Origin of the sequence: Rhodococcus sp. NyZ502 (assembly GCF_041464245.1) — a bacterium.
GTDB lineage: Bacteria > Actinomycetota > Actinomycetes > Mycobacteriales > Mycobacteriaceae > Rhodococcus_F > Rhodococcus_F qingshengii.
The window spans coordinates 177,699-196,553 of record NZ_CP167156.1 but is presented as its reverse complement, the minus strand read 5'-3'; the positions used below and the strand labels follow the sequence as shown (position 1 = coordinate 196,553).

The following is an 18,855-nucleotide window of genomic DNA, read 5'->3' as shown; positions in this document are numbered from 1 at the left end:
ACGCCCCAGAGGTGCCGACGATCTGCCACAACACGGGAACATGCCACCGAGGTATCCGCACAGTCGCTGCCGCAAGAATGGCGGTCACAACGAGAGGGCGCAGAGATGAATCGAACCACCGTTCTCGAAGTACAAGGATTGCAGTGGGCGACATCGAAAGCCGCAGTCGAATCAACTCTCCTTCGCCGACGTGGCGTCGTCTCTGCTGAGGCCAACGTCCTCAACCAAACTGCCACGGTCACCTACGACCCGGCTGCAACCTCGATACCCGAACTGTCCCAATGGATCCGGGACTGCGGCTATCACTGCGCAGGGCGATCAGTGCCCTCCCACAGCTGCGACCCCCTCTCCGAACCAAACGACAGCACCAGCGCCACGCCCTCTGAATACCACGTTCATTCAGACCACGCCGACACATCAACCGACGCACCGGTCGAACACCCCGGCGAATCTCCTCACGGCGAACACACAGCGCACGAACCACATGCTCAACACTCTGCACAGGACATGATGGGGCACGGAGGCGCCCACGCCGGAATGTCGATGGACGACATGGTCCGGGACATGCGAAATCGCTTTCTCGTCGCTCTCGTTCTGTCCATTCCGATCATGCTGTGGTCCCCGATGGGGCGCGACATGTTCGGATTCACAGTTCCCGCCCCGTTCGGACTCCGCGACGACGTATTCACCCTGATACTGAGCTTGCCAGTGGTGTTCTACTCGGCCTGGATCTTTTTCGACGGCGCTTATCGGGCTCTGAAGGCCCGCACCCTCGACATGATGGTCCTCGTTGCCGTCGCCGTCGGGGCGGGTTGGCTCTACAGCGTCGCCGTCACCTTCACCGGCGGCGGCGAGGTCTTCTACGAGGCCGCGTCGGTGCTGACGGCTTTCGTCCTGCTCGGACATTGGTTCGAGATGCGAGCCAGAGGTGGAGCCAACGACGCGATTCGCACACTGCTCGAACTGACCCCGCCATTGGCAATCGTGTTGAGAGACGGCGAACCCGTCGAAGTTCCCACCGCCGACGTTGTCGTCGGAGACCTGTTACTGATCCGACCAGGCGGCAAAGTCCCTGTCGATGGAACGGTCGAGAGCGGAACTTCCGAAGTCGACGAGTCAATGGTGACCGGGGAAAGCCTTCCCGTATCCAAAGAACCGGGATCCGCAGTCATCGGGGCTTCCATCAACACGACGGGCACACTTCGCGTCCGAGCAACCAAAGTCGGTGCCGACACCGCCCTGTCCCAAATAGTGGCGTTGGTCCAGGAAGCGCAGAACTCGAAAGCGCCGGGGCAACGGTTCGCTGATCGGGCCGCGTTCTGGCTCGTCCTTGTTGCTCTGATCGGCGGCACCGGCACCTTCCTTGTCTGGTGGGCGGCGGGTGCAGGAGTGCAGACCGCGCTTCTGTTCGCAATCACCGTCGTTGTCATCACCTGCCCCGACGCTCTCGGTTTGGCCACGCCCACCGCCATCATGGTCGGCACCGGACTCGGAGCTCAACGAGGAGTGTTGTTCAAAAATGCCACCGCGCTGGAATCCTCGGCGCGCATCGAGACGGTAGTGATGGACAAGACCGGCACCCTCACCAAAGGCGAACCCGAAGTCACCGACGTCGTCGTCGACGGTATCGGCACCGATGAACTCCTTTCCCTTGTGGCCGCGGTCGAACGCGAGTCCGAACACCCCCTCGCCGGCGCGATCGTCCGCTACGCGGCCGAACGCGGCGCCCCGGAAGTTCCACTCACAAATTTCCGTAATGTGCCAGGTCACGGTGCGGCTGCGGAGGTGGACGGTCGTCGAGTGGCGGTAGGCAACCGCAAACTGATGATCGCCGAAAACGTCGACTTCGGCACATTGATGGGCACACGCGACGACCTCGCAGCCAGCGGGCGAACAGCAGTACTCGTCGCCGTCGACGGACACGGCGTCGGGGTGATCGCACTCGCCGACGCTGTCCGAGAGACTTCCGCCGCCGCAGTGGCGGCGCTGCACGACTTGGGCGTCGAAGTCGTCATGCTCAGCGGCGACAACGAAGCCACCGCACAGCGCATCGCGGGCCAGCTCGGTATCGATACCGTCATCGCGGAAGTGCTCCCCGGCGACAAAGCCGCCAAGATCGTCGAGCTGCAAAATGCCGGCAAAAAAGTTGCAATGGTCGGGGACGGAGTCAACGATGCTCCCGCGCTCGCACAAGCGGACCTCGGTATCGCCATCGGCGCAGGTACCGACGTCGCAATCGAAACAGCGGACCTCGTGCTGATGCGGTCGGACCCACTCGACGTACCGGTCGCACTACAAATCGGGCGAGGCACCCTCCGCAAGATGCGACAGAACCTCGGATGGGCCGTCGGGTACAACGTCATCGCCCTCCCCATCGCCGCTGGAGTCTTCGAACCCTCCCTCGGACTTGTACTTCGCCCAGAGATCGCAGCGCTGTCGATGTCCGGGTCCAGCTTCATCGTCGCCGTCAACGCACTACTGCTGAAGCGACTACGACTCCCTTCTCCCCCGGATCAACACCGGCCTTCACCAAGCACTACCCCGAAGACGACCTCACAGAACGCCTCATGACCGGACAACCGATCTCCCAACGAAAGGGTTTCCCCGATATGAAGAAGATCCTCGCAATCAGCGCTGCAGCAACTGCGGCACTATTCGTCCTCACCGCATGTAACAGTTCCAATTCCGATGGAACCACCTCCACACCGATGTCAATGAGTGTCGAGTCCAGTAGCTCGGCGGACGCGAGCACTCATAATCAGGCAGATGTGACATTTGCCGAGCAGATGATCCCGCATCACAGTCAAGCCGTCGAGATGAGCGACATGCTCCTCTCCAAAGACGGTATCGACCCCCGAGTGACAGCGTTGGCTGAACAGATCAAAGCGGCGCAGGGCCCAGAAATCGAGCAGCTGCAGGCCTGGTTGACCAGCTGGGGACAGAGTTCGTCCTCCTCTGGCATGGATATGCCGACCACCTCTCACAACATGGAAGGCATGACACCCTCCAGCAGCATGAACATGCCGATGCCCTCCACCAGTATGAACATGCCCATGCCCTCCGAAAGCATGGGAACGATGCCCGGCATGGAGGGGATGATGTCCGCCGAGGACATGACTGCACTGCAGAATGCGCAGGGAACAGATGCCGCGAAACTGTTCCTCACACAGATGATCGACCATCACCGCGGAGCAGTCGCGATGGCGCAAACTGAAGTTGATTCCGGACAGTATCCAGAAGCGATCTCCATGGCGCAGAACATCATCCGCACGCAAAACGAGGAAATCACCACCATGGAAGACATTCTCGCCACGCTGTGATCACAACTTCAGGCGGTCGTTACCGAGATCTCACTCGGATGTGAGCGCACGCGGCTCGGTGTCTCTGCTCGACGAGGATCCCGGCAGAGGCACCGAGCCTTCTCGGCGACAGGCCAATACCCCTCTGAGGACGCCGAACAGTCTGGAGGCAACCTCATGTGGAGGGATTGGTCATCATCCGCCGATATCTGGAGATCAGCGTGCGCGGGTCACATTCGTCGTTCCTCAAGACGAGGATGGAACGCGAACACAAAGGAACCGACGCCTGAAACCGAGCCGAATCGATTCATTTACATCCTGAAACGGTTCAGGCGCAAACCGTGCCCATCGACCAGCGAGGGACTGATCGGGTACGCGAACGAGAACAGACGACGTGGAGGTCGCAATGCAAGACGTTCGGCGGGGGATGACCGACTCCGAGCTGATCGCGGAGGCGTACCGACTCGAAAGCCAGCCGGCACTGAGCAGGTGCGACCATATCAGATTGACAGTGATACACGATGAACTCGAGTGCCGGCGCAGGTTGCCGGGCAAAAATACTCCCTGACGCGCCCCACAACGACTACCTTTCGGGTAGGGGCCAAGTGTGCACGATTCACGTTTGATCACCTCGTACAGAAAGCAATATCAGAATGGGTTTGCCGGTCCGCTCGGCGGCGCAGTTCCAGCCGTCCAGTGACCGATAGTCGAACGCAAATAGTTGTTTTGCAGCGGGTTTCACTCGAATTGCCCAGCGTGAGCCGCCTCGGGTCGCGCCGGCCCTTTGCAGGCGCGGTGCTCCCCTGAGTTTTATGTTCCGCGTCGCTTTCACCCAGCTCGCTCTCAGTTGAGTCCGGCGTATGAATGGAGGCCGGAGACGACCATATTGATGATGAAGAGATTGAACAGCATTGCGACGAAACCGGCGATGTTGATCCAGGCGGCACGGGTATCGCGCCAACCAGAAGTGGCGCGCGCGTGCAGATACGCGGCGTAGATCACCCAAGCGATGAAGGAGACCGTTTCCTTGGGGTCCCACCCCCAGAACCTACCCCAGGCCGCTTCCGCCCAGATGGCTCCCAGAACCACTCCCGCCCCGAAGAGCGGGAAGGCGAAGATCGTTGTCTTGTAAGCCAATCGATCCAACACGTGCGCCTCGGGTAGGCGCCGCAACCATGTGCCGAGCTTCGAGTCGACACCACGGTCGTCATATCGGACTCTGAGCAGAAACAACATGCTCGATACGCCCGAGATCAGGAACACCCCACTACCGATCGAGACGATCGAGACGTGGATCGGAAGCCAATACGATTGTAGGGCAGGAACGACGGGGGCGGCATTCGCGTACAGGACAGTTCCTGCCACGAACATGAGAACGAGGATCGGTATCAGAGCGAAGACCCACAGTGTTCGCAGATCAGGTCGCCGTAACAGCAGCAGTCCGGCGAGTACTGCTGCCGCGCATGTCAAGGTGACGAATTCGTACATGTTGCCCCAGGGCACTCGTTGCGTCGCTACCCCACGGAGGACGAGCGCACCGAGATGGAACACGAATGCGACTACTATCAGAGACAACCCCATGTTGCCGAGCCGATCCGACATCGATCGGGGAGAAGATTCGACGATACGCCCAGGGGCTCTCGCATCGGGTGCGGTCGGTACAGGACCAGCGTTGACGCCCACCCTCGCAGTCGGCGTGAGCGACTGTGTGCGTACCGAGGCGAGTTGCGCGCAGAAGAGAATAAGGGCAAGTAGATATACGAGGAATGCCGTGCCGTAGCTGAGATCGCTGTATCGGGAAAGGGTTTCATTGATCGTCATGTCACTCTTCTCTGCGGGCGGGCTCTTCGGATTGCCAGATGCGTCTGTGCACGATGTCGAATTCTGCGCCCCATCCGGCGTGGTCCGTTCTCGCCAGTCCCCCGAGTTCGATCAGCGATACGGGACCCGGGCCTGATGTTGTCGAGGTGATTCGCACCCAAATTCTGCGACGCTTTATCACCAGTGACGTGATCAGGCCGGTAATCATGGTGACGGCGAAGACTAGTACCCAAATCTGTGCCGGGTCGTGGGAAACTTGAAGATTGGCGAATTCCTTTGCGCCGTCGAATGTCACGCGAGTGCCATCGGGCAAGTTCGACGATTCTCCTGGCCGTAGATTGACGCGCGCTTGCTTGGTGAGGCGGCCCTGGTTGATCATCTCGGTGTTGAGGCTGAAGATTGACTGTGGAATGCCGGTATCGAGACCTGTGTCCCCTTTGTAGATGTCGATGGCGACCGCAGGGTCGCGCATGTCGGGAAAGGCAGACGTGAGAAGGTTACCGTTGAATGCCGCTGTGGGTGCGAACAAACCCTCGACGGCGATCTGATTGGTGCGACGCTCCTCCGCTGATCCGTATGTCCCGCCTGGGGGGTCGAATCGCAGTGCGCCGCTGCTGAGGAAAGTGGTGGCGTCGTCCGGGCGGAATTGCAGTGATTCCGTCCGTGTCTGGCCGTCGGGGAAAGTGACAGTGAATTGGGGCGCGTATCCGTGTCCTGTCAAGTACACGCGTTCGCCGCCAATTCTCAGTGGGGAGTTCACTTTCAGTTGATAGTTGTTCCATTGACCGTCGTCTGTCGCGTCCTGTTGGTAGGAAATGTTGGAGGTGAACATCGAAGCTTGGCCATTGTCTAGATAGTCGGCGGCGAAGTCGTTGACCCTGATACAAAATGGTTCGAGACCGGTTCCGTCCGTCGCATTTCCGGTTTTGAACGAGTCGTAGACGGCGGGTGAGGTGTTGCAGAATCCGGGTCCTCCATCGGCGATGACGATGACGGAGCCCTCATATCCGAACAGCTTTCCGATCGCAATCGTAACCAGCAGTCCGAGGAGGGAGAAGTGAAAGAGGAGGTTGCCGGCTTCTCGGAGATAACCTTTTTCGGCCGAAAGCTCAGTTGTTCCGTCGTCTGTTGTTCGCACCGCGAGCCGCCATCGCGGCAATGCCGCACGGACGCGCTCGACTGCGGCTGTGGAATCTGCAGTCAGTTCCTGCGCGGCGTGGTGGTGCGGCAGGCGGGACAGATTGCGCGGCGCGCGGACCGGCGTGCTGCGGAGGGCTCGGAGGTGCTCTGCCAGGCGCGGGATCAAACACCCGATGAGTGAGACGAACAGCAGAACGTAGATGGCGGTGAACCAGGAGCTGGAAAAAACGTCGAACAGTTCGATCTTGTCCATCCACTGTCCGAGGCTGCCACGTGCTGCAATGTATGTGTTGACTTTGCCCACGTTGAGGTTTCGCTGTGGCAGGAGGGCGCCGGGTACTGCGGCAAGCGCGAGCAGGAACAGTAGCACCAACGCGGTACGCATCGAAGTCAGTTTGCGCCAGGTGTTGCGGACCAGCGCGATTGCTGGGCGGAAGAACGAGCGGTGGTGGGGCGCCTTCGTCTCGTGAGTGTCCTGTTGTGTCATATCGGTAGCACCACGTTGCTGACGAATTCGTCACGAATCCAGGAGACGAACAGTTCCCAGAATCCGGTCAACAATGCCAATCCCACGAGGATCAACATGACACCACCGAAGATTTGGATGCTTCGCGAATGTCGACGAAGCCATCCAACTCCGCGAAGCGCTTTCGATGAGCCGAAGGCGAGTGCGATGAACGGAAGACCCAACCCCAGGCAGTACGCGATGATCAACACGACACCGCGTGCAGCAGTCGCGCCTTGTGTACCGGCGGTGACCGAGAGGACTCCGGCCAGGGTCGGCCCCAGACACGGGGTCCACCCCAGCCCGAAGACGGCTCCCAGCAAGGGGGCACCTGCCAAGCTGGACAGACGGCGCGGTGTCGGACGGGTGTCGCGCTGAAGGGCAGGGACCAGACCGATGAAGGTCATGCCCATGACGACGGTGATCACGCCGCCGATCCTCTGCAGGAGTTCCCGGTTGAGTTGCAAGATCCCCATGACTCCGAAGACAGAGGCAGTGGCGAGGACGAAGACCACCGTGAATCCGGCCACGAACAACACAGCGGCTCCGGTCACCCGCCAGCGGCCAGTCGTGACTGTTGTCGTGTCGCCGTCGGCGACTGCTGGCGTCTGCGCCCCGGATATTCCTGCGAGATATGACAGATATCCCGGAACCAGGGGGATGCAGCAGGGTGAGGCGAAGGAGATCAATCCTGCCAGGGCCGCCGCGAGGAGCGCCACGAACAGTGGACCTGTGGACACTGCATTCTGGAAGGTGGTTCCCAAGTCTTGTGCCAGCACGGTCATTCCGAGGCCACCCGTTCGATCACTGGTGTGAGATCGTCTGCGAGCAGCGCCTTCAGGAAGACGCCGGCGACTCGGTGTTGACGATCGAGAACCAGGGTCGACGGAATCACACTCGTCGGATAGTTCCCGCCCAGCGCGGCCAAGGTGCGCATCGGCGGATCATAGATGGATGGGTAGGTCACCTGGTTGTCGACGACGAAGTCTTGCGCTTTGTCGCGTTGTGGATCTCGGACATTGATACCCAGGAATTGGACGCCCAGATCGCGAGTGGCTTCGTACGAGGTTTCGAGGTCGTCCGCTTCGGCACGGCACGGTGCGCACCACTGCCCCCAGAGGTTGATCACGACGACTTTGCCGACATAGTCGTCGAGTGACACCCGTTGTCCTTCCTCCATCAGGTTCGGACCTGCGAGAGCGCCGATCGTTCCGCGGATTTCTGGTGGGTCGTAGAAGATTTCGGTTTGTCCACCGGGAGACACGAAGTCGAAGCTACCGCCTTGCGCGACAGCGTCTGTGCCGGTGGCACACGACGACGCGGCCAGGACGACGGCCGTTGCAAGCACCAGTCCTCGCAGGATTCGGTGGGAGTGTTTCACACACGGGTGAGGTGATGTGGATTCGGCCGTCACAGATCGTCCTTCTGCCGAGAACAGTCGAGTTCGACTATCGGACTGAACTTTCCGACCGGATGACTGGTTATGGGCACTGCGCAACCCTTCGGTGAACTACGTACTGTAATACTAAGTAGCATAGTAGCTGGGTTGGGATCCGAACTGCACGGAGGACTGAGATGGCGAAAGATTCCCTGTACACAACCGAGTATCGCCGTGAACGTCGCCGTCAGGTGCTCGGATGGATTCTGGTCGGAATCGGGGTGGCGATGGCCCTGCTTCACGTCATCACACACCTCTGCCAACTTCATCTTCTCGCTTCGGCGGGAGGGCAGGACCTGCTCTTGGGTTATCCGATGGCGTTCTTGATCACCGGACTCGGATTCCTCTGCGTGCTGACACGCGCGAGACCATCACGGAACTAGTGCGGCCCTCACCAAGGACGAACCACGTTCCGACTCTGGCGACTCGCTCCTCCAGCAGCCTGACGAACTTGCACCCCTCCCCACGGCCGAGCTGCCGTCCCGCATCCGTCCCCGACTTTCGGGAGCTGGTCAGAAACTACAGGCAGTCCGACAACGATCGGCGAATGCCCGATCGGACGCAGTTCCGGTTCGGTTCAGGGTCTGCTTTTTCGTTCTCCCCCAACGCATTACCGCACCATGCGCGCAACTGCGTCGCGAATTTGCTGGGTATTGCGGAAGACCGGAGGATCGGTAACCCGCTCGACACTGCCGTCGCGTTGCACGACGAAACTCAGGGGCAGAACTGGAGGTGCGACAAGTGTTCCTTGAACCTCGTCGGCGTCGCCGTAGGAGGGGTAGTGCACTCCGAGGTCGGCGAGCAGCGCCAAGGCTGACGATTGACTGTCCTGTACGTTGACACCGACGACCCTCACTGAATCGGGTTCCTCAGCATAAGCCCCCAGAATGGGGATTTCCTCTCGGCAGGGTGCACACCACGACGCCCAGAGATTGATCAATGTCGGTTCGCCGGCGAGGGCGTCTCCTACATCGAATTTTTCCCGGGACCCGAGGCATGAAACATTCACGCCGGACAGTTGTCCCGAGGTGGTCCGTTGCGGATCAGGTAGGGGGCATGGACGCAGTGCCGCCGCGACGGCAAGTGCAGCGAGCGAAGCGCCGTCGGCCGTGGCAGATCCCCCGGCATGAGAGGCAGTGGCAGCGGGCGGTTGCGCAACTTCAGTCGATTCGCGTCCCCGTGGCCACATCGCTGCTATGAGCAGGGCGACGACCGCAAGAGCAAATACCGTCCACCGCCATTGAGTGCGCATCTGATCATCTTTCATCCCTGTCGATACCTGGCGGATACCGACCTTCTCGTCGACTCAAATCCGAAAGCGATGTTTGAAACATGAAGTCTCGGCGTCACGTTGGAGCCTGGTGGGTGCACCTGGCCGTAGTTCAGGAACTGGTGTAGTCCGTAACTTCCACACCCCGAGACGCAAGCCACTGCTTGGGATCTACCTTTTGCCCCGAGGGGTCTGCAATCTCGAAGTGCAGGTGCGGCCCGGTGGATTGACCGCGGTTTCCCACTGTCGCGATCTGTTCGCCCACGCGTACCTGCTGCCCGACGCTGACGAGGGTTTCGTTGATATGGCCGTAGGTGCTGATCGAACCGTCGTCATGTTGGAGCCGAACCCATAACCCGAATCCGGAAGCGGGCCCGGAATCGATGACGGTCCCGTCTGCGACAGCGTAGATCGGAGTCCCGATCTCGTTCGCGATATCGAGACCTGTGTGTGTGGTTCCCCATCGAGGTCCGAAATCTGAAGTGAGAGTGCCTGATACAGGCTTGATCGTGCGCGCCGCCGATCCGGTGGATACAGATCCCGTCGAGATGGGGATCGAGACCGCGGATTCGAGCGCGTCCCGTTGTTCCGCCAGCCATGCACCCTTGGCAAGCTGCTCGACCATCTCGCCGGCACCGGCCGTGGTCGGAGAAATGAGTGCTTGCGGCGGAGCTGCATCCGCAACAGTGTCGGGCGCCGGATCGGGTGTTGCACGAGACTGGTCGGACTCGTCGTGAACCGTGTGTGCATTTGCCAGGGCGGGGCCGGAGATCTGGGTTCCCGCGGCGATCAGCGCTCCTGCCGCGACTGCCATCGTGGCTGCCACGACCGCATTGTCTCCATGGCGCGTAATCGTGCGATGTCTCCCACGAACGGCGACCTGGCAGTTTCCCGACCCGACGGATATTGCAACGAGCTCACTGACGTGCCGGGATGTGGCGCCGGCTTCCTTACGGTGACGGGACAAAACTGCACTCCTCCGGGTTGTCGTACCACGCATGTTTTGCGATGTGGACCACCCGCGTTGAGCAGCGCCTCCATCCGAATGTAACGAAACGATATACGAAACCGCTCTCAATTACTATTCATCTTAGTAGGTGGAGCGGCGCGGGTAACCCGGAAAGTGACGCTCACCAGCAGCGCTCCGAGCGCGAGCAGTGAGATCACGATTTCGGGCACAGGACCGATCCGTGTCGCCAGAGTCATGTCCGAGCGCAGTTGAACATCGCCTACCAGTACGTCGTCGGTGAAGATGCCGCTTTGCTGAAGTACGGCGCCGTGGGACTCGATGATCGCACTGACACCGCTCGTCGCGGCCACAAGCACGGGGCGCCCGTGTTCGACCGCCCGAACCCGTGACATCGCGAGTTGTTGGTACGTCATATCGGTACGCCCAAATGTCGCGTTATTTGTTGGGACGGTGATGACTTGGGCACCGCTTCGCACCGAGTCCCGCACCAGGTCGTCGAATGCGACCTCATAGCATGTGGCCACAGCAGTGGGAGTGCCGTTGAGAGTAACGACACCGTTTCCGTCACCCGGCACAAACTTTCCCGCTCGAGCGGCATACGAGGACAGCGCATTCATCACACCGGGTAGCGGCAGATATTCACCGAACGGGACGAGCTTTCGTTTGACGTGCTGCTCCCCGGGCCCGGAAGCAGGGTCCCATACGATCGCGCTGTTCAAGGTCGTTCCGTCCTCGCGCGTCAGCACCGCACCGACCAAAATGGGCACACCAACCGCTCGCGCAGCATCGGTGATGCGCGTTGCCGCATCACCGTTACGTAACGGGTCGATATCCGAGGCATTCTCCGGCCAGATCACCAACTGCGGCCGAGGGAGCCGTCCCGCGTCGACATCCCTGGCCAATTCCTTTGTTTTGGCGACGTGGTTGTCCAACACCGCGCGGCGTTGGGAGTTGAAATCCAGACCAAGCCGTGGGACGTTTCCTTGAACGAGGGCAACTGTGCTCATCGCCGCAGGTGCGGGCGTAGGACGTGCGGAAAGCAGCATCGCCGACATCAGCGGAACGGTCACAATCGCCATGCATGCGAACATTCGCATCCAGTGCCGACCGCTCAACGCTGTTATCAGCCCCGCAAGTCCACAGCCCAGGAGCGCGACGGCGAAACTCAGGCCGGGGGCTCCAGCTACGCCGGCCAGGGGCAACAGCACACCGTCCGCCTGACCGAATGCCAGACGCCCCCAAGGAAAGCCGCCAAAGGGAAGTCGCGAGCGAACCCCTTCGAGGAGCACCCACACCGAGGCGATCCACACCACCGAACACGGCAGTCGACTCAGCGCCGCCGCCGTCGCCCCGAAGAGCCCGATCGACAATGCTTCGATCGCCGCAAGAACCAGCCACGGGAGCGCTCCGACGTAGACACCTACCCAGGGCAGCAATGGGACGAAGAACGCCAATCCGGCGAGATACCCGTACCCGAAGCCAGCTCTCACCGATCGGCCGCGAAGGACCAGCACCAGAAGAGCCAACCCGACGGGAGCCAGATACCACGCTGAGTACGGAGGGAAACTCAGATACAGCGCTCCACCCGCCGTCACTGCGCCCGCGGCCCGCCCGCTCACCTGCATCCACCCTCGACGAGGTGGTTGCTCTACCGGAGTTCGACGGGGGACGTTTTCGACGAGATCGACCATCGTGATTGATGCCTTTCGTGATGTATCGGAATCCGCATCGCACGCGACATGTACTACTATGCACCATAGTAGTACATGTGGTTTGATTCTCCGGGCGCACCGTACAACGCTCGGCATCCGACAGACCGTGCGTCACCGTCGACCGTTCATCACTGAACTCGGTCGTAAGTTCCTGCACAGCAACGCCATACCGTCAAGAAGACAGTACGGACAAAACCGGTTGCGCATCGGCGTCGTCGGGGTCCTGCCGCAGGGAACAGTCTCGATCCAATCCACCGTCCCGCTCGATATCACGGAGAAAAATGACACGTTGGGCATTGTTCGTCGTCTCCCGCCCCTGGTGGATTCTCGGTGTCATCATGGTGACAGTCGCCGCCAGCGGGATATGGGGCATCGGAGTCTTCCGCGAGATGGGGCAGAGCGGATTCACCGACCCGGGTAGCGATTCCGCCGAGGTCGCGCGTACCGTCGAGGCCAATTTCGGGCCACAAACCCCCGACATCGTCGCGATCTACACCCCCGCGGCAGGTGTTGAACTCACCGACCTCACCAGCGGGGCAACGGAGATGCTCGACAAGTTCACCGCATCGGTACCCACTCATTCGGTGAAGTCGTATTGGTCATCGACCCCACCCGAACAAATCCTTCTGCGTTCGACAGACGGAACCAAAGCCGCCATCGCAATCACCCTCGCCCCAGGACCTCGAGGTCAAGAAGCGAACACCGCAGAGATGCTGCCCCTACTCGAACTCCAGGGAGCGCAAGCGGAATTCGCTGGGGGGTCGATAGTCGGGACGGCCTTCAACCACCGGCTGCAGTCCGACCTCGTCCGGGCGGAATCGATTGCACTGCCCATCACACTTATTCTGTTGATCTTCATCTTCGGTGGGTTGGTCGCTGCAGCGGTTCCCGTCTTGGTCGGGATCTTCGCGATCATCATCTCCCTTGCAGCTCTACGACTTCTGACTCTACTCACCGAAGTGAATTCGTTCGCCCTCAACGTTGCCTCCCTCATCGGGCTCGGACTCGCGATCGACTACGGGCTTTTCATCGTCAGCCGTTTCCGTGAAGAACTCACCGCATCCGGAGGCGACGCTCGCGAAGCGGCACTCCGGACGACCACGACGGCCGGGAGAACGGTCATGTTCTCCGGCTTGCTTCTCGTCTGCGCATTCGCGGGCATGCTGGTTTTTCCTCAAGCCGTGATTCGATCGTTGGGCTTCGGGGCAATCGCCGCGGTCGCCAGTGCCGCGATCTTGTCCGTCGCGGCGGTCCCCGCCGTCCTCGCCGTCCTCGGAAGCCGAATCAACGCGCTCACCTGGCGTAAACACGCCGTGCACTCAGGAGAAGCCCGAGCTCGCCGTTTCTGGGGCACGGTCGTGGCATGGGTCATGAAACGTCCTGTCATCGTCGCAGTCACCATAGGGACGGGCTTGATGCTCATGGCCACGCCCTTGGCCAGCGCCTCACTCGGAGAGGCGACCTTCACCGCCCTCCCCGCAGACGACCCGGCACGCTCGGCTGCACAGACCTTGGTCTCCGAATTTCCCTCCACCGGAGACGGAGCGACCCTTCTCTTCCGAAGCCTGAGCGGAGCCACCCCCGATGCCGGAGCGGTCAACGCAGTCGTATCGGCTGCTGCCCGAATCGACGGAATCGCCCAAGCATTCGTCGTCGCCTCGAGGGACGACACCGTCATTGCCCAAGCGCTTTTCGCGGAGATCCCCTCCGACCAAGCCAGCGCCGTGATTGCGAATCTACGGGCACTACCTGCACCTGCAGATACGGAATATCTGGTCGGGGGAAGCCAAGCAACCTTCGACGACGGAAACTCCGCGATCGAGCGCTGGCTTCCGGTGATGGTGTCCATCATGATCGCCTCGACGCTGGCGCTCTTACTTCTTGCATTCGGCTCGATCGTCCTGCCCCTCAAGGCTGTGGCGATGGCATGCCTGAGTCTGGCCGCAACTTTCGGAGCGTTGACATGGATCTTCCAGTTGGGCAACGGAGCCCAGTGGATTGGCGTCACACCGGCACCCCTCGAAGCGACGTTCGTGGTCCTCATTCTCGCAGTCGTGTTCGGTCTGTCCACCGACTACGAAGTGTTCCTCATGGCACGAATGTCAGAAGCCCACAGCGCAGGAGCAACGACGGAAGAGTCAGTCCGTATCGGTGCGGAGCGCACAGGCAGGGTGATCACCGCGGCGGCGCTCCTGCTGATCGTCGTGACCGGAGCCTTCACATTGTCCGGCCTGTCGATCATGAGGTTCTTGGGTGTCGGAATGATTCTGGCATTGGTTCTCGATGCCACCCTCGTACGGATGCTCCTGGTCCCGGCGTTGGTGAAACTGATGGGAGAAGCCAATTGGTGGGCGCCTCTATGGTTGTCGCGCATCCATTCACAGATCGGCATCGGCGGCTCTTCCACAACCGCGCCACCACCTGCCGACCACATCCACGCCGCAACCCTCAAGTAACAGTCGAGACTTTATGGCAGAATGACGATGTCGGGCCTCATCCGACCCGCCCGGCCGACACCGGACCTCAACAGTCGACGTCGGTGTGCGAATCGCCGAAAACTCCCGCATCACAGGAAGTTCTGCCATATGCCCCAACGACGACGATCAAAATTCTCGCTGGTCCTCGGCTCCGTCGCAGCCCTCGCCGTCGCCAGCCCCTTCATCTCCCATGTCACGACGGACACCTCACCCGAAGTCCGCTCCGCACAGTCTTCGTCGGCCTCCGAATCTGCGGCACAGATAGCCGACGTCGCCCTTACGAGCATTCCGGATCTCTCGATACCCCTCAAAGAGTTCACGGGCATCGACCTCTCAGCCCTGCTCAGGCTGGGATTAAATGTCCTTGCCGCAGCCACCGGCACTGATCTGCCCACCGATGATCCACGTTCGAAACCGAAGGTCGATTCCGAACCGTCACCGAGGCAGGAGATCCCTTCGGAGATGTCGGTCAAGGAGATCACCAGGGAAGAGCCATTTCGGATGGTCGCGTTGACATCGAATGGCCCCACAGCGCCGGCAGCGGCCGTACGAGCGCGCCAATCGGACGGAGGCTGGGGCCCATGGCTTTCGACCGCGCCAGCCGACACATCGCCGGGCCGGCACTTGCAAGGCACGGACCCGGTATTCGTCGGAACCACGAATACCGTTCAACTCCTCGTCCCCTCCATCCAAAATCCGGCCGTGCCGAGTGAGCAACCACGACCACCGCTTCCCGTCGTCCCTCCCCTCGTTACCGCCTACACCCCTGCGGCCCTGACACAACCATTGGTCCGCTCCCCAGCGAAAGAAGGTGATCTCTCCGCCGTACTCATCGAGCCCGGCAGCGGTCCCGCATCTCCCCTGAAATCAGCCGACACCAATGCAAGTCCGGGATTCTCCGTGATCACCCGTGCACAATGGGGAGCCGACGAGTCCCTTCGATGCGAGGCACCCGTCTACGACGAGTTCCTCGGGGGAGCTGTCGTTCACCACACAGCCGGAAGCAACGAATATTCCAAGGAAGAATCCGCCGACATCGTGCGTGGTATTTATGCCTACCACGCACAAACGCTCGGATGGTGCGACATCGGCTACAACGCGCTCGTCGACAAATACGGTCAAATCTTCGAAGGCCGAGCCGGCGGCCTGGACAAGCCCGTCCAGGGAGCACACACCGGCGGATTCAACGAAAACACAGTAGGCGTGGCAATGATGGGCGACTACACGTCAACCCCGCCGACCTCCTCCGAAATCAACACCGTGGGAACCTTTCTGGGGTGGCGACTGAAACTGGCCGGCCTGGATCCACTAGGACGCACGACCATGTACTCGGAAGGAACCGAATTCACGTCCTTCCCCGAAGGGGCCGCCGTCGACATCCCGATCATTTCTGCGCACCGCGACCTCGGCAACACCGCCGATCCCGGCGAACAGGGGTACGCACAAATGGATACCATTCGAACTATTGCGGCCTCATACGGCGACGGTTCCGACCCGACGCCACAGACCGCCACCCCCTCCGACAACTCCAGCCTGAACCCCCCTGTCAGCACAACACATTCGAACCCACAAGAGTCCGCAACCGCGACGAAGTGGGCCGCCTCAGGCGCCCAGGACGGACCCCTGGGAGGTCCGGTCGAAACCGATTCCCCCACCCCAGGCGGCCTCATCCGAACCAATTATCAAAATGGCGCTATCTACGAAATCGCCGGCAACGCCTGGGTAGTCCTCGGCCGAATCTACGAGGCATGGAAAGCCGCAGGCGCGGAGAACAGCATGCTCGGCCTCCCCATCAGCGATGAGTACAACACCGTGAACGGCCCACGCTCCGACTTCGAGGGTGGGTCCCTGCTGTTCGACCCACATACCGGAGCGGTCTCTCGGCTACCGTGACATCGCCGAGAGAGTCAAGGACGCCACGAGTCCTTCTCTCGCAGAAACGGACTCAACTGAACGCCCACCACAAAGAGTGGAGTTGACACTCCCGAGTCCCTCGCAGGATTCGGGAGTGCGACAGACTTCTCGGGGGCTCACTCGGGACATCGCAACTGTCAATGTCGTCCTAGGACCGTTCGGGGACCGCAGTGCCGATCAAGTCCTTCGATACAGGAGGGCGCACTCTGCACGCCCGCTCACCTTTCAGCCGCTGCCGAAACGCGCCCGCCATCAAAGCCAGTGAAATCAGTCCCACGGCCGGTTGTATCGGTGCCCACAGATTCAACGCACCCGTCACACCGACAGTCATGATCACCAATTTGTTGCACACCGGACAGCCGACGGCCAACAGAGCCAGCGCATTACTGCCAATGCTCACACGCGAGGGGGCTGCAGAACTGGATTGCGTGCGCACGTACGTCGCGAGTATCAATCCACTCAATATCGCGGTCGCGATCCACACCGGATAGTTCCACCACAGCACCGGAGTCATCCGCTGGTAGAACGAGGTCGGTACTATCCCGGCGGGGACGCCCACGATGAGCGCTGCAACCACCGCCCCTGCCGACGCCGTGATCCAACGCCAGAGCGACCAATTCGTCATCGCCGATGCCCCCTCGTACAGTGAACTACTAAAAGAGATAGTAGTTCACTGTACGAGGCGACCGGAAACGGCAATCCTTCACATCGACGTGCATCCCACCCGAGGCGGGGTATCACCTGACGTTCAGGTCGCATCACTCGTAGATCTCCACCATATTCAGTGCACCTCTCGTCGGTCTCTCGACCGCCGCACGCGCTGGACACACCCGATGACGAACGTCATTTCATCCCGTCGTCGGGCGCACAATGGGATGAGCTGATCGTTGCACGGTTACACCCCTCACAGACCTTGCACATTCGTGGACTGCGCCGCCCCACGCGAACAGGAGGGCTACCAATGGAGTTCACCATTACGATCGCTACCGGTGCGCCGTCAAACCCGGTCACCCATCCACTTGTGCGGGCCGGTTCGCCCACGACGGCGCTGTTCTGGGCCGAGCCGGTCTCTGCTGGTGTCTCGCTACCGCGCCGCGGATCCAAGTCGGGGTCAGGAAACGCCCCCCGATGACCGGCTCATCCGGTGAGAGCGGGTTCACTGCGACATTCACACATCGCCCGGCACGACTACGCATGTTCTGGATCACTGCTTCTCTCGGAGCCTGTTTTCTCGGCGTCCGGTGGGGGCTCCGTGACGCGCCGTTATTGTGGTTCGCCGCACTGAGAGCCCTGCTCGGTGGAGCAGCCCTGGCTGTTGTTGCCATCACCCAGCGCCGATCACTGCCACGGTCCGCAGCTAGCTGGGGCAGGATCGGGCTCCTCGGGCTTGTCAACGTCAGCCTGGCGTTCTGGGCGATGTTCGCCGGAATCGCCGGGCTCGCAACCGGTACTGCTGCTGTACTCGCGAATGCGCAGCCGCTGCTGATTCTGCTACCTGCTTGGTGGCTGTTCGGCGAGCGTGTGACGGCCCGGACCGGCTTGGCATTGGTGGTCGGGTTCGGAGGGTTGTTGGTGGTGGCGGTCCCGGGCGGCGGCGGCCAGGGTGCGGTGTTGTCGCTGTTGTCCGCCGCCGCGGTCACTACGGGGACACTGATGGTGCGCCAATTGGACGGCGACGTAGTGGTCGCGAGCGCAGCACATTTATTGTTCGGGGGGACGGTCCTGGCGAGCGTGGCATTCGTCATCGAGGGCGTTCCGCGTATCGACTGGACTCCACGGTTCGTGGCAGTTCTGCTTTTTCTCGGGTTGATCGCGACTGCAGCGACCACCTTGGCCTGGTTCGTAGAGACCCGGCGATGCCCTCTGTCCTCGCTCACACCCTGGATGTTTCTTGTCCCCGTCTTCGGCCTGCTCATCGGCATAGCGGCCCTGCGCGAACGACCTGACGGATGGATGGTGACCGGAATTGTCTTGGTTCTGCTCAGTATGCGGGTGGCCCTCACGAAACATGCCACCGCCGGGGCGGGTCCACCGGGCCACTTGTATGTTGCAGACTCAGATTCAGCCGAGCCTGAGGTCGAGGTCCACCGCAAGTCTCCACATCCGCCCCTCGATGATCGATGACCACGATCACCTCTCCCCGCTCCGGTTCTGGTACCGCTACCTCACGTCGACGGTTCGACTACGCCGTCCGTGTGAACAGTCGCCGCCGGTACGACTTCCCCGATGCAACGACAGTCCTCAATCGCCGTTGTCCGAACGAATGATTCCTCTCGCCGGTGGCCGTTCCGATCTTCCGAACGGTAGTT

14 protein-coding genes are annotated in these 18,855 nt (G+C 61.0%); 6 read left to right on the top strand and 8 right to left on the bottom strand.

Annotation, left to right across the window (positions count from 1 at the left end; genetic code table 11):
- The first annotated feature begins 105 nt into the window (after positions 1 to 105).
- Entirely contained in the window at positions 106 to 2,571 is a 2,466-nt protein-coding gene (locus ACBG85_RS29975; RefSeq protein WP_019747368.1) for a cation-translocating P-type ATPase, read from the top strand.
- Complete coding sequence (locus ACBG85_RS29970; RefSeq protein WP_019747367.1) at positions 2,568 to 3,320, top strand: DUF305 domain-containing protein; 753 nt, start codon at positions 2,568 to 2,570, stop codon at positions 3,318 to 3,320. The genes ACBG85_RS29975 and ACBG85_RS29970 overlap by 4 nt, the downstream gene beginning before the upstream one ends.
- An 822-nt stretch (positions 3,321 to 4,142) precedes the next feature.
- Here ACBG85_RS29970 and ccsB read toward each other — a convergent pair.
- Genes ccsB through ACBG85_RS29950 form a run of 4 tightly spaced genes read right to left on the bottom strand, consistent with a single transcriptional unit; the run spans position 4,143 to position 8,113 of the window.
- Positions 4,143 to 5,120 (bottom strand): c-type cytochrome biogenesis protein CcsB, encoded by a 978-nt coding sequence (gene ccsB / locus ACBG85_RS29965; protein WP_019747365.1) that lies wholly within the window; start codon positions 5,118 to 5,120, stop codon positions 4,143 to 4,145.
- Position 5,121: 1 nt separating this feature from the next.
- Entirely contained in the window at positions 5,122 to 6,747 is a 1,626-nt protein-coding gene (locus tag ACBG85_RS29960) for a cytochrome c biogenesis protein ResB (RefSeq protein ID WP_054186706.1), read from the bottom strand.
- Complete coding sequence (locus ACBG85_RS29955; RefSeq protein WP_019747361.1) at positions 6,744 to 7,550, bottom strand: cytochrome c biogenesis CcdA family protein; 807 nt, start codon at positions 7,548 to 7,550, stop codon at positions 6,744 to 6,746. The genes ACBG85_RS29960 and ACBG85_RS29955 overlap by 4 nt, the downstream gene beginning before the upstream one ends.
- Entirely contained in the window at positions 7,547 to 8,113 is a 567-nt protein-coding gene (locus ACBG85_RS29950) for a TlpA disulfide reductase family protein (RefSeq protein WP_019747360.1), read from the bottom strand. The genes ACBG85_RS29955 and ACBG85_RS29950 overlap by 4 nt, the downstream gene beginning before the upstream one ends.
- A gap of 227 nt (positions 8,114 to 8,340) precedes the next feature.
- Here ACBG85_RS29950 and ACBG85_RS29945 point away from each other — a divergent pair, with 227 nt between their 5' ends.
- Positions 8,341 to 8,586, top strand: coding sequence for a hypothetical protein (locus ACBG85_RS29945; protein ID WP_054186707.1), 246 nt, complete (start codon positions 8,341 to 8,343; stop codon positions 8,584 to 8,586).
- A 227-nt stretch (positions 8,587 to 8,813) separates the two neighbouring features.
- Here the strand turns inward: ACBG85_RS29945 and ACBG85_RS29940 are convergent, their stop codons facing one another.
- The 3 genes from ACBG85_RS29940 to lnt form a co-directional block, all read right to left on the bottom strand.
- A complete protein-coding gene (locus tag ACBG85_RS29940; protein WP_029537714.1) occupies positions 8,814 to 9,455 on the bottom strand; it encodes a TlpA disulfide reductase family protein in 642 nt (213 codons plus the stop codon).
- A 130-nt stretch (positions 9,456 to 9,585) separates the two neighbouring features.
- Positions 9,586 to 10,299: a M23 family metallopeptidase gene (locus tag ACBG85_RS29935; RefSeq protein ID WP_019747357.1), complete on the bottom strand. Its 714-nt coding sequence runs from the start codon at positions 10,297 to 10,299 to the stop codon at positions 9,586 to 9,588.
- Positions 10,300 to 10,547: 248 nt separating this feature from the next.
- On the bottom strand, positions 10,548 to 12,068 hold the full coding sequence (lnt, locus tag ACBG85_RS29930; protein ID WP_054186708.1) for an apolipoprotein N-acyltransferase: 1,521 nt from the start codon (positions 12,066 to 12,068) through the stop codon (positions 10,548 to 10,550).
- Positions 12,069 to 12,436: 368 nt separating this feature from the next.
- On the opposite strand from lnt, the gene ACBG85_RS29925 reads away from it, so the two are divergent.
- Both ACBG85_RS29925 and ACBG85_RS29920 read left to right on the top strand, forming a co-directional pair.
- Positions 12,437 to 14,611 (top strand): MMPL family transporter, encoded by a 2,175-nt coding sequence (locus ACBG85_RS29925; protein WP_054186709.1) that lies wholly within the window; start codon positions 12,437 to 12,439, stop codon positions 14,609 to 14,611.
- 129 nt (positions 14,612 to 14,740) lie between these two features.
- Positions 14,741 to 16,525: an N-acetylmuramoyl-L-alanine amidase gene (locus ACBG85_RS29920; protein WP_054186710.1), complete on the top strand. Its 1,785-nt coding sequence runs from the start codon at positions 14,741 to 14,743 to the stop codon at positions 16,523 to 16,525.
- 169 nt (positions 16,526 to 16,694) lie between these two features.
- Here the strand turns inward: ACBG85_RS29920 and ACBG85_RS29915 are convergent, their stop codons facing one another.
- Positions 16,695 to 17,171 (bottom strand): hypothetical protein, encoded by a 477-nt coding sequence (locus tag ACBG85_RS29915; protein WP_054186711.1) that lies wholly within the window; start codon positions 17,169 to 17,171, stop codon positions 16,695 to 16,697.
- Between the two features lie 503 nt (positions 17,172 to 17,674).
- On the opposite strand from ACBG85_RS29915, the gene ACBG85_RS29910 reads away from it, so the two are divergent.
- Entirely contained in the window at positions 17,675 to 18,670 is a 996-nt protein-coding gene (locus tag ACBG85_RS29910; protein ID WP_082661359.1) for a DMT family transporter, read from the top strand.
- The last annotated feature ends 185 nt before the right edge of the window (positions 18,671 to 18,855 follow it).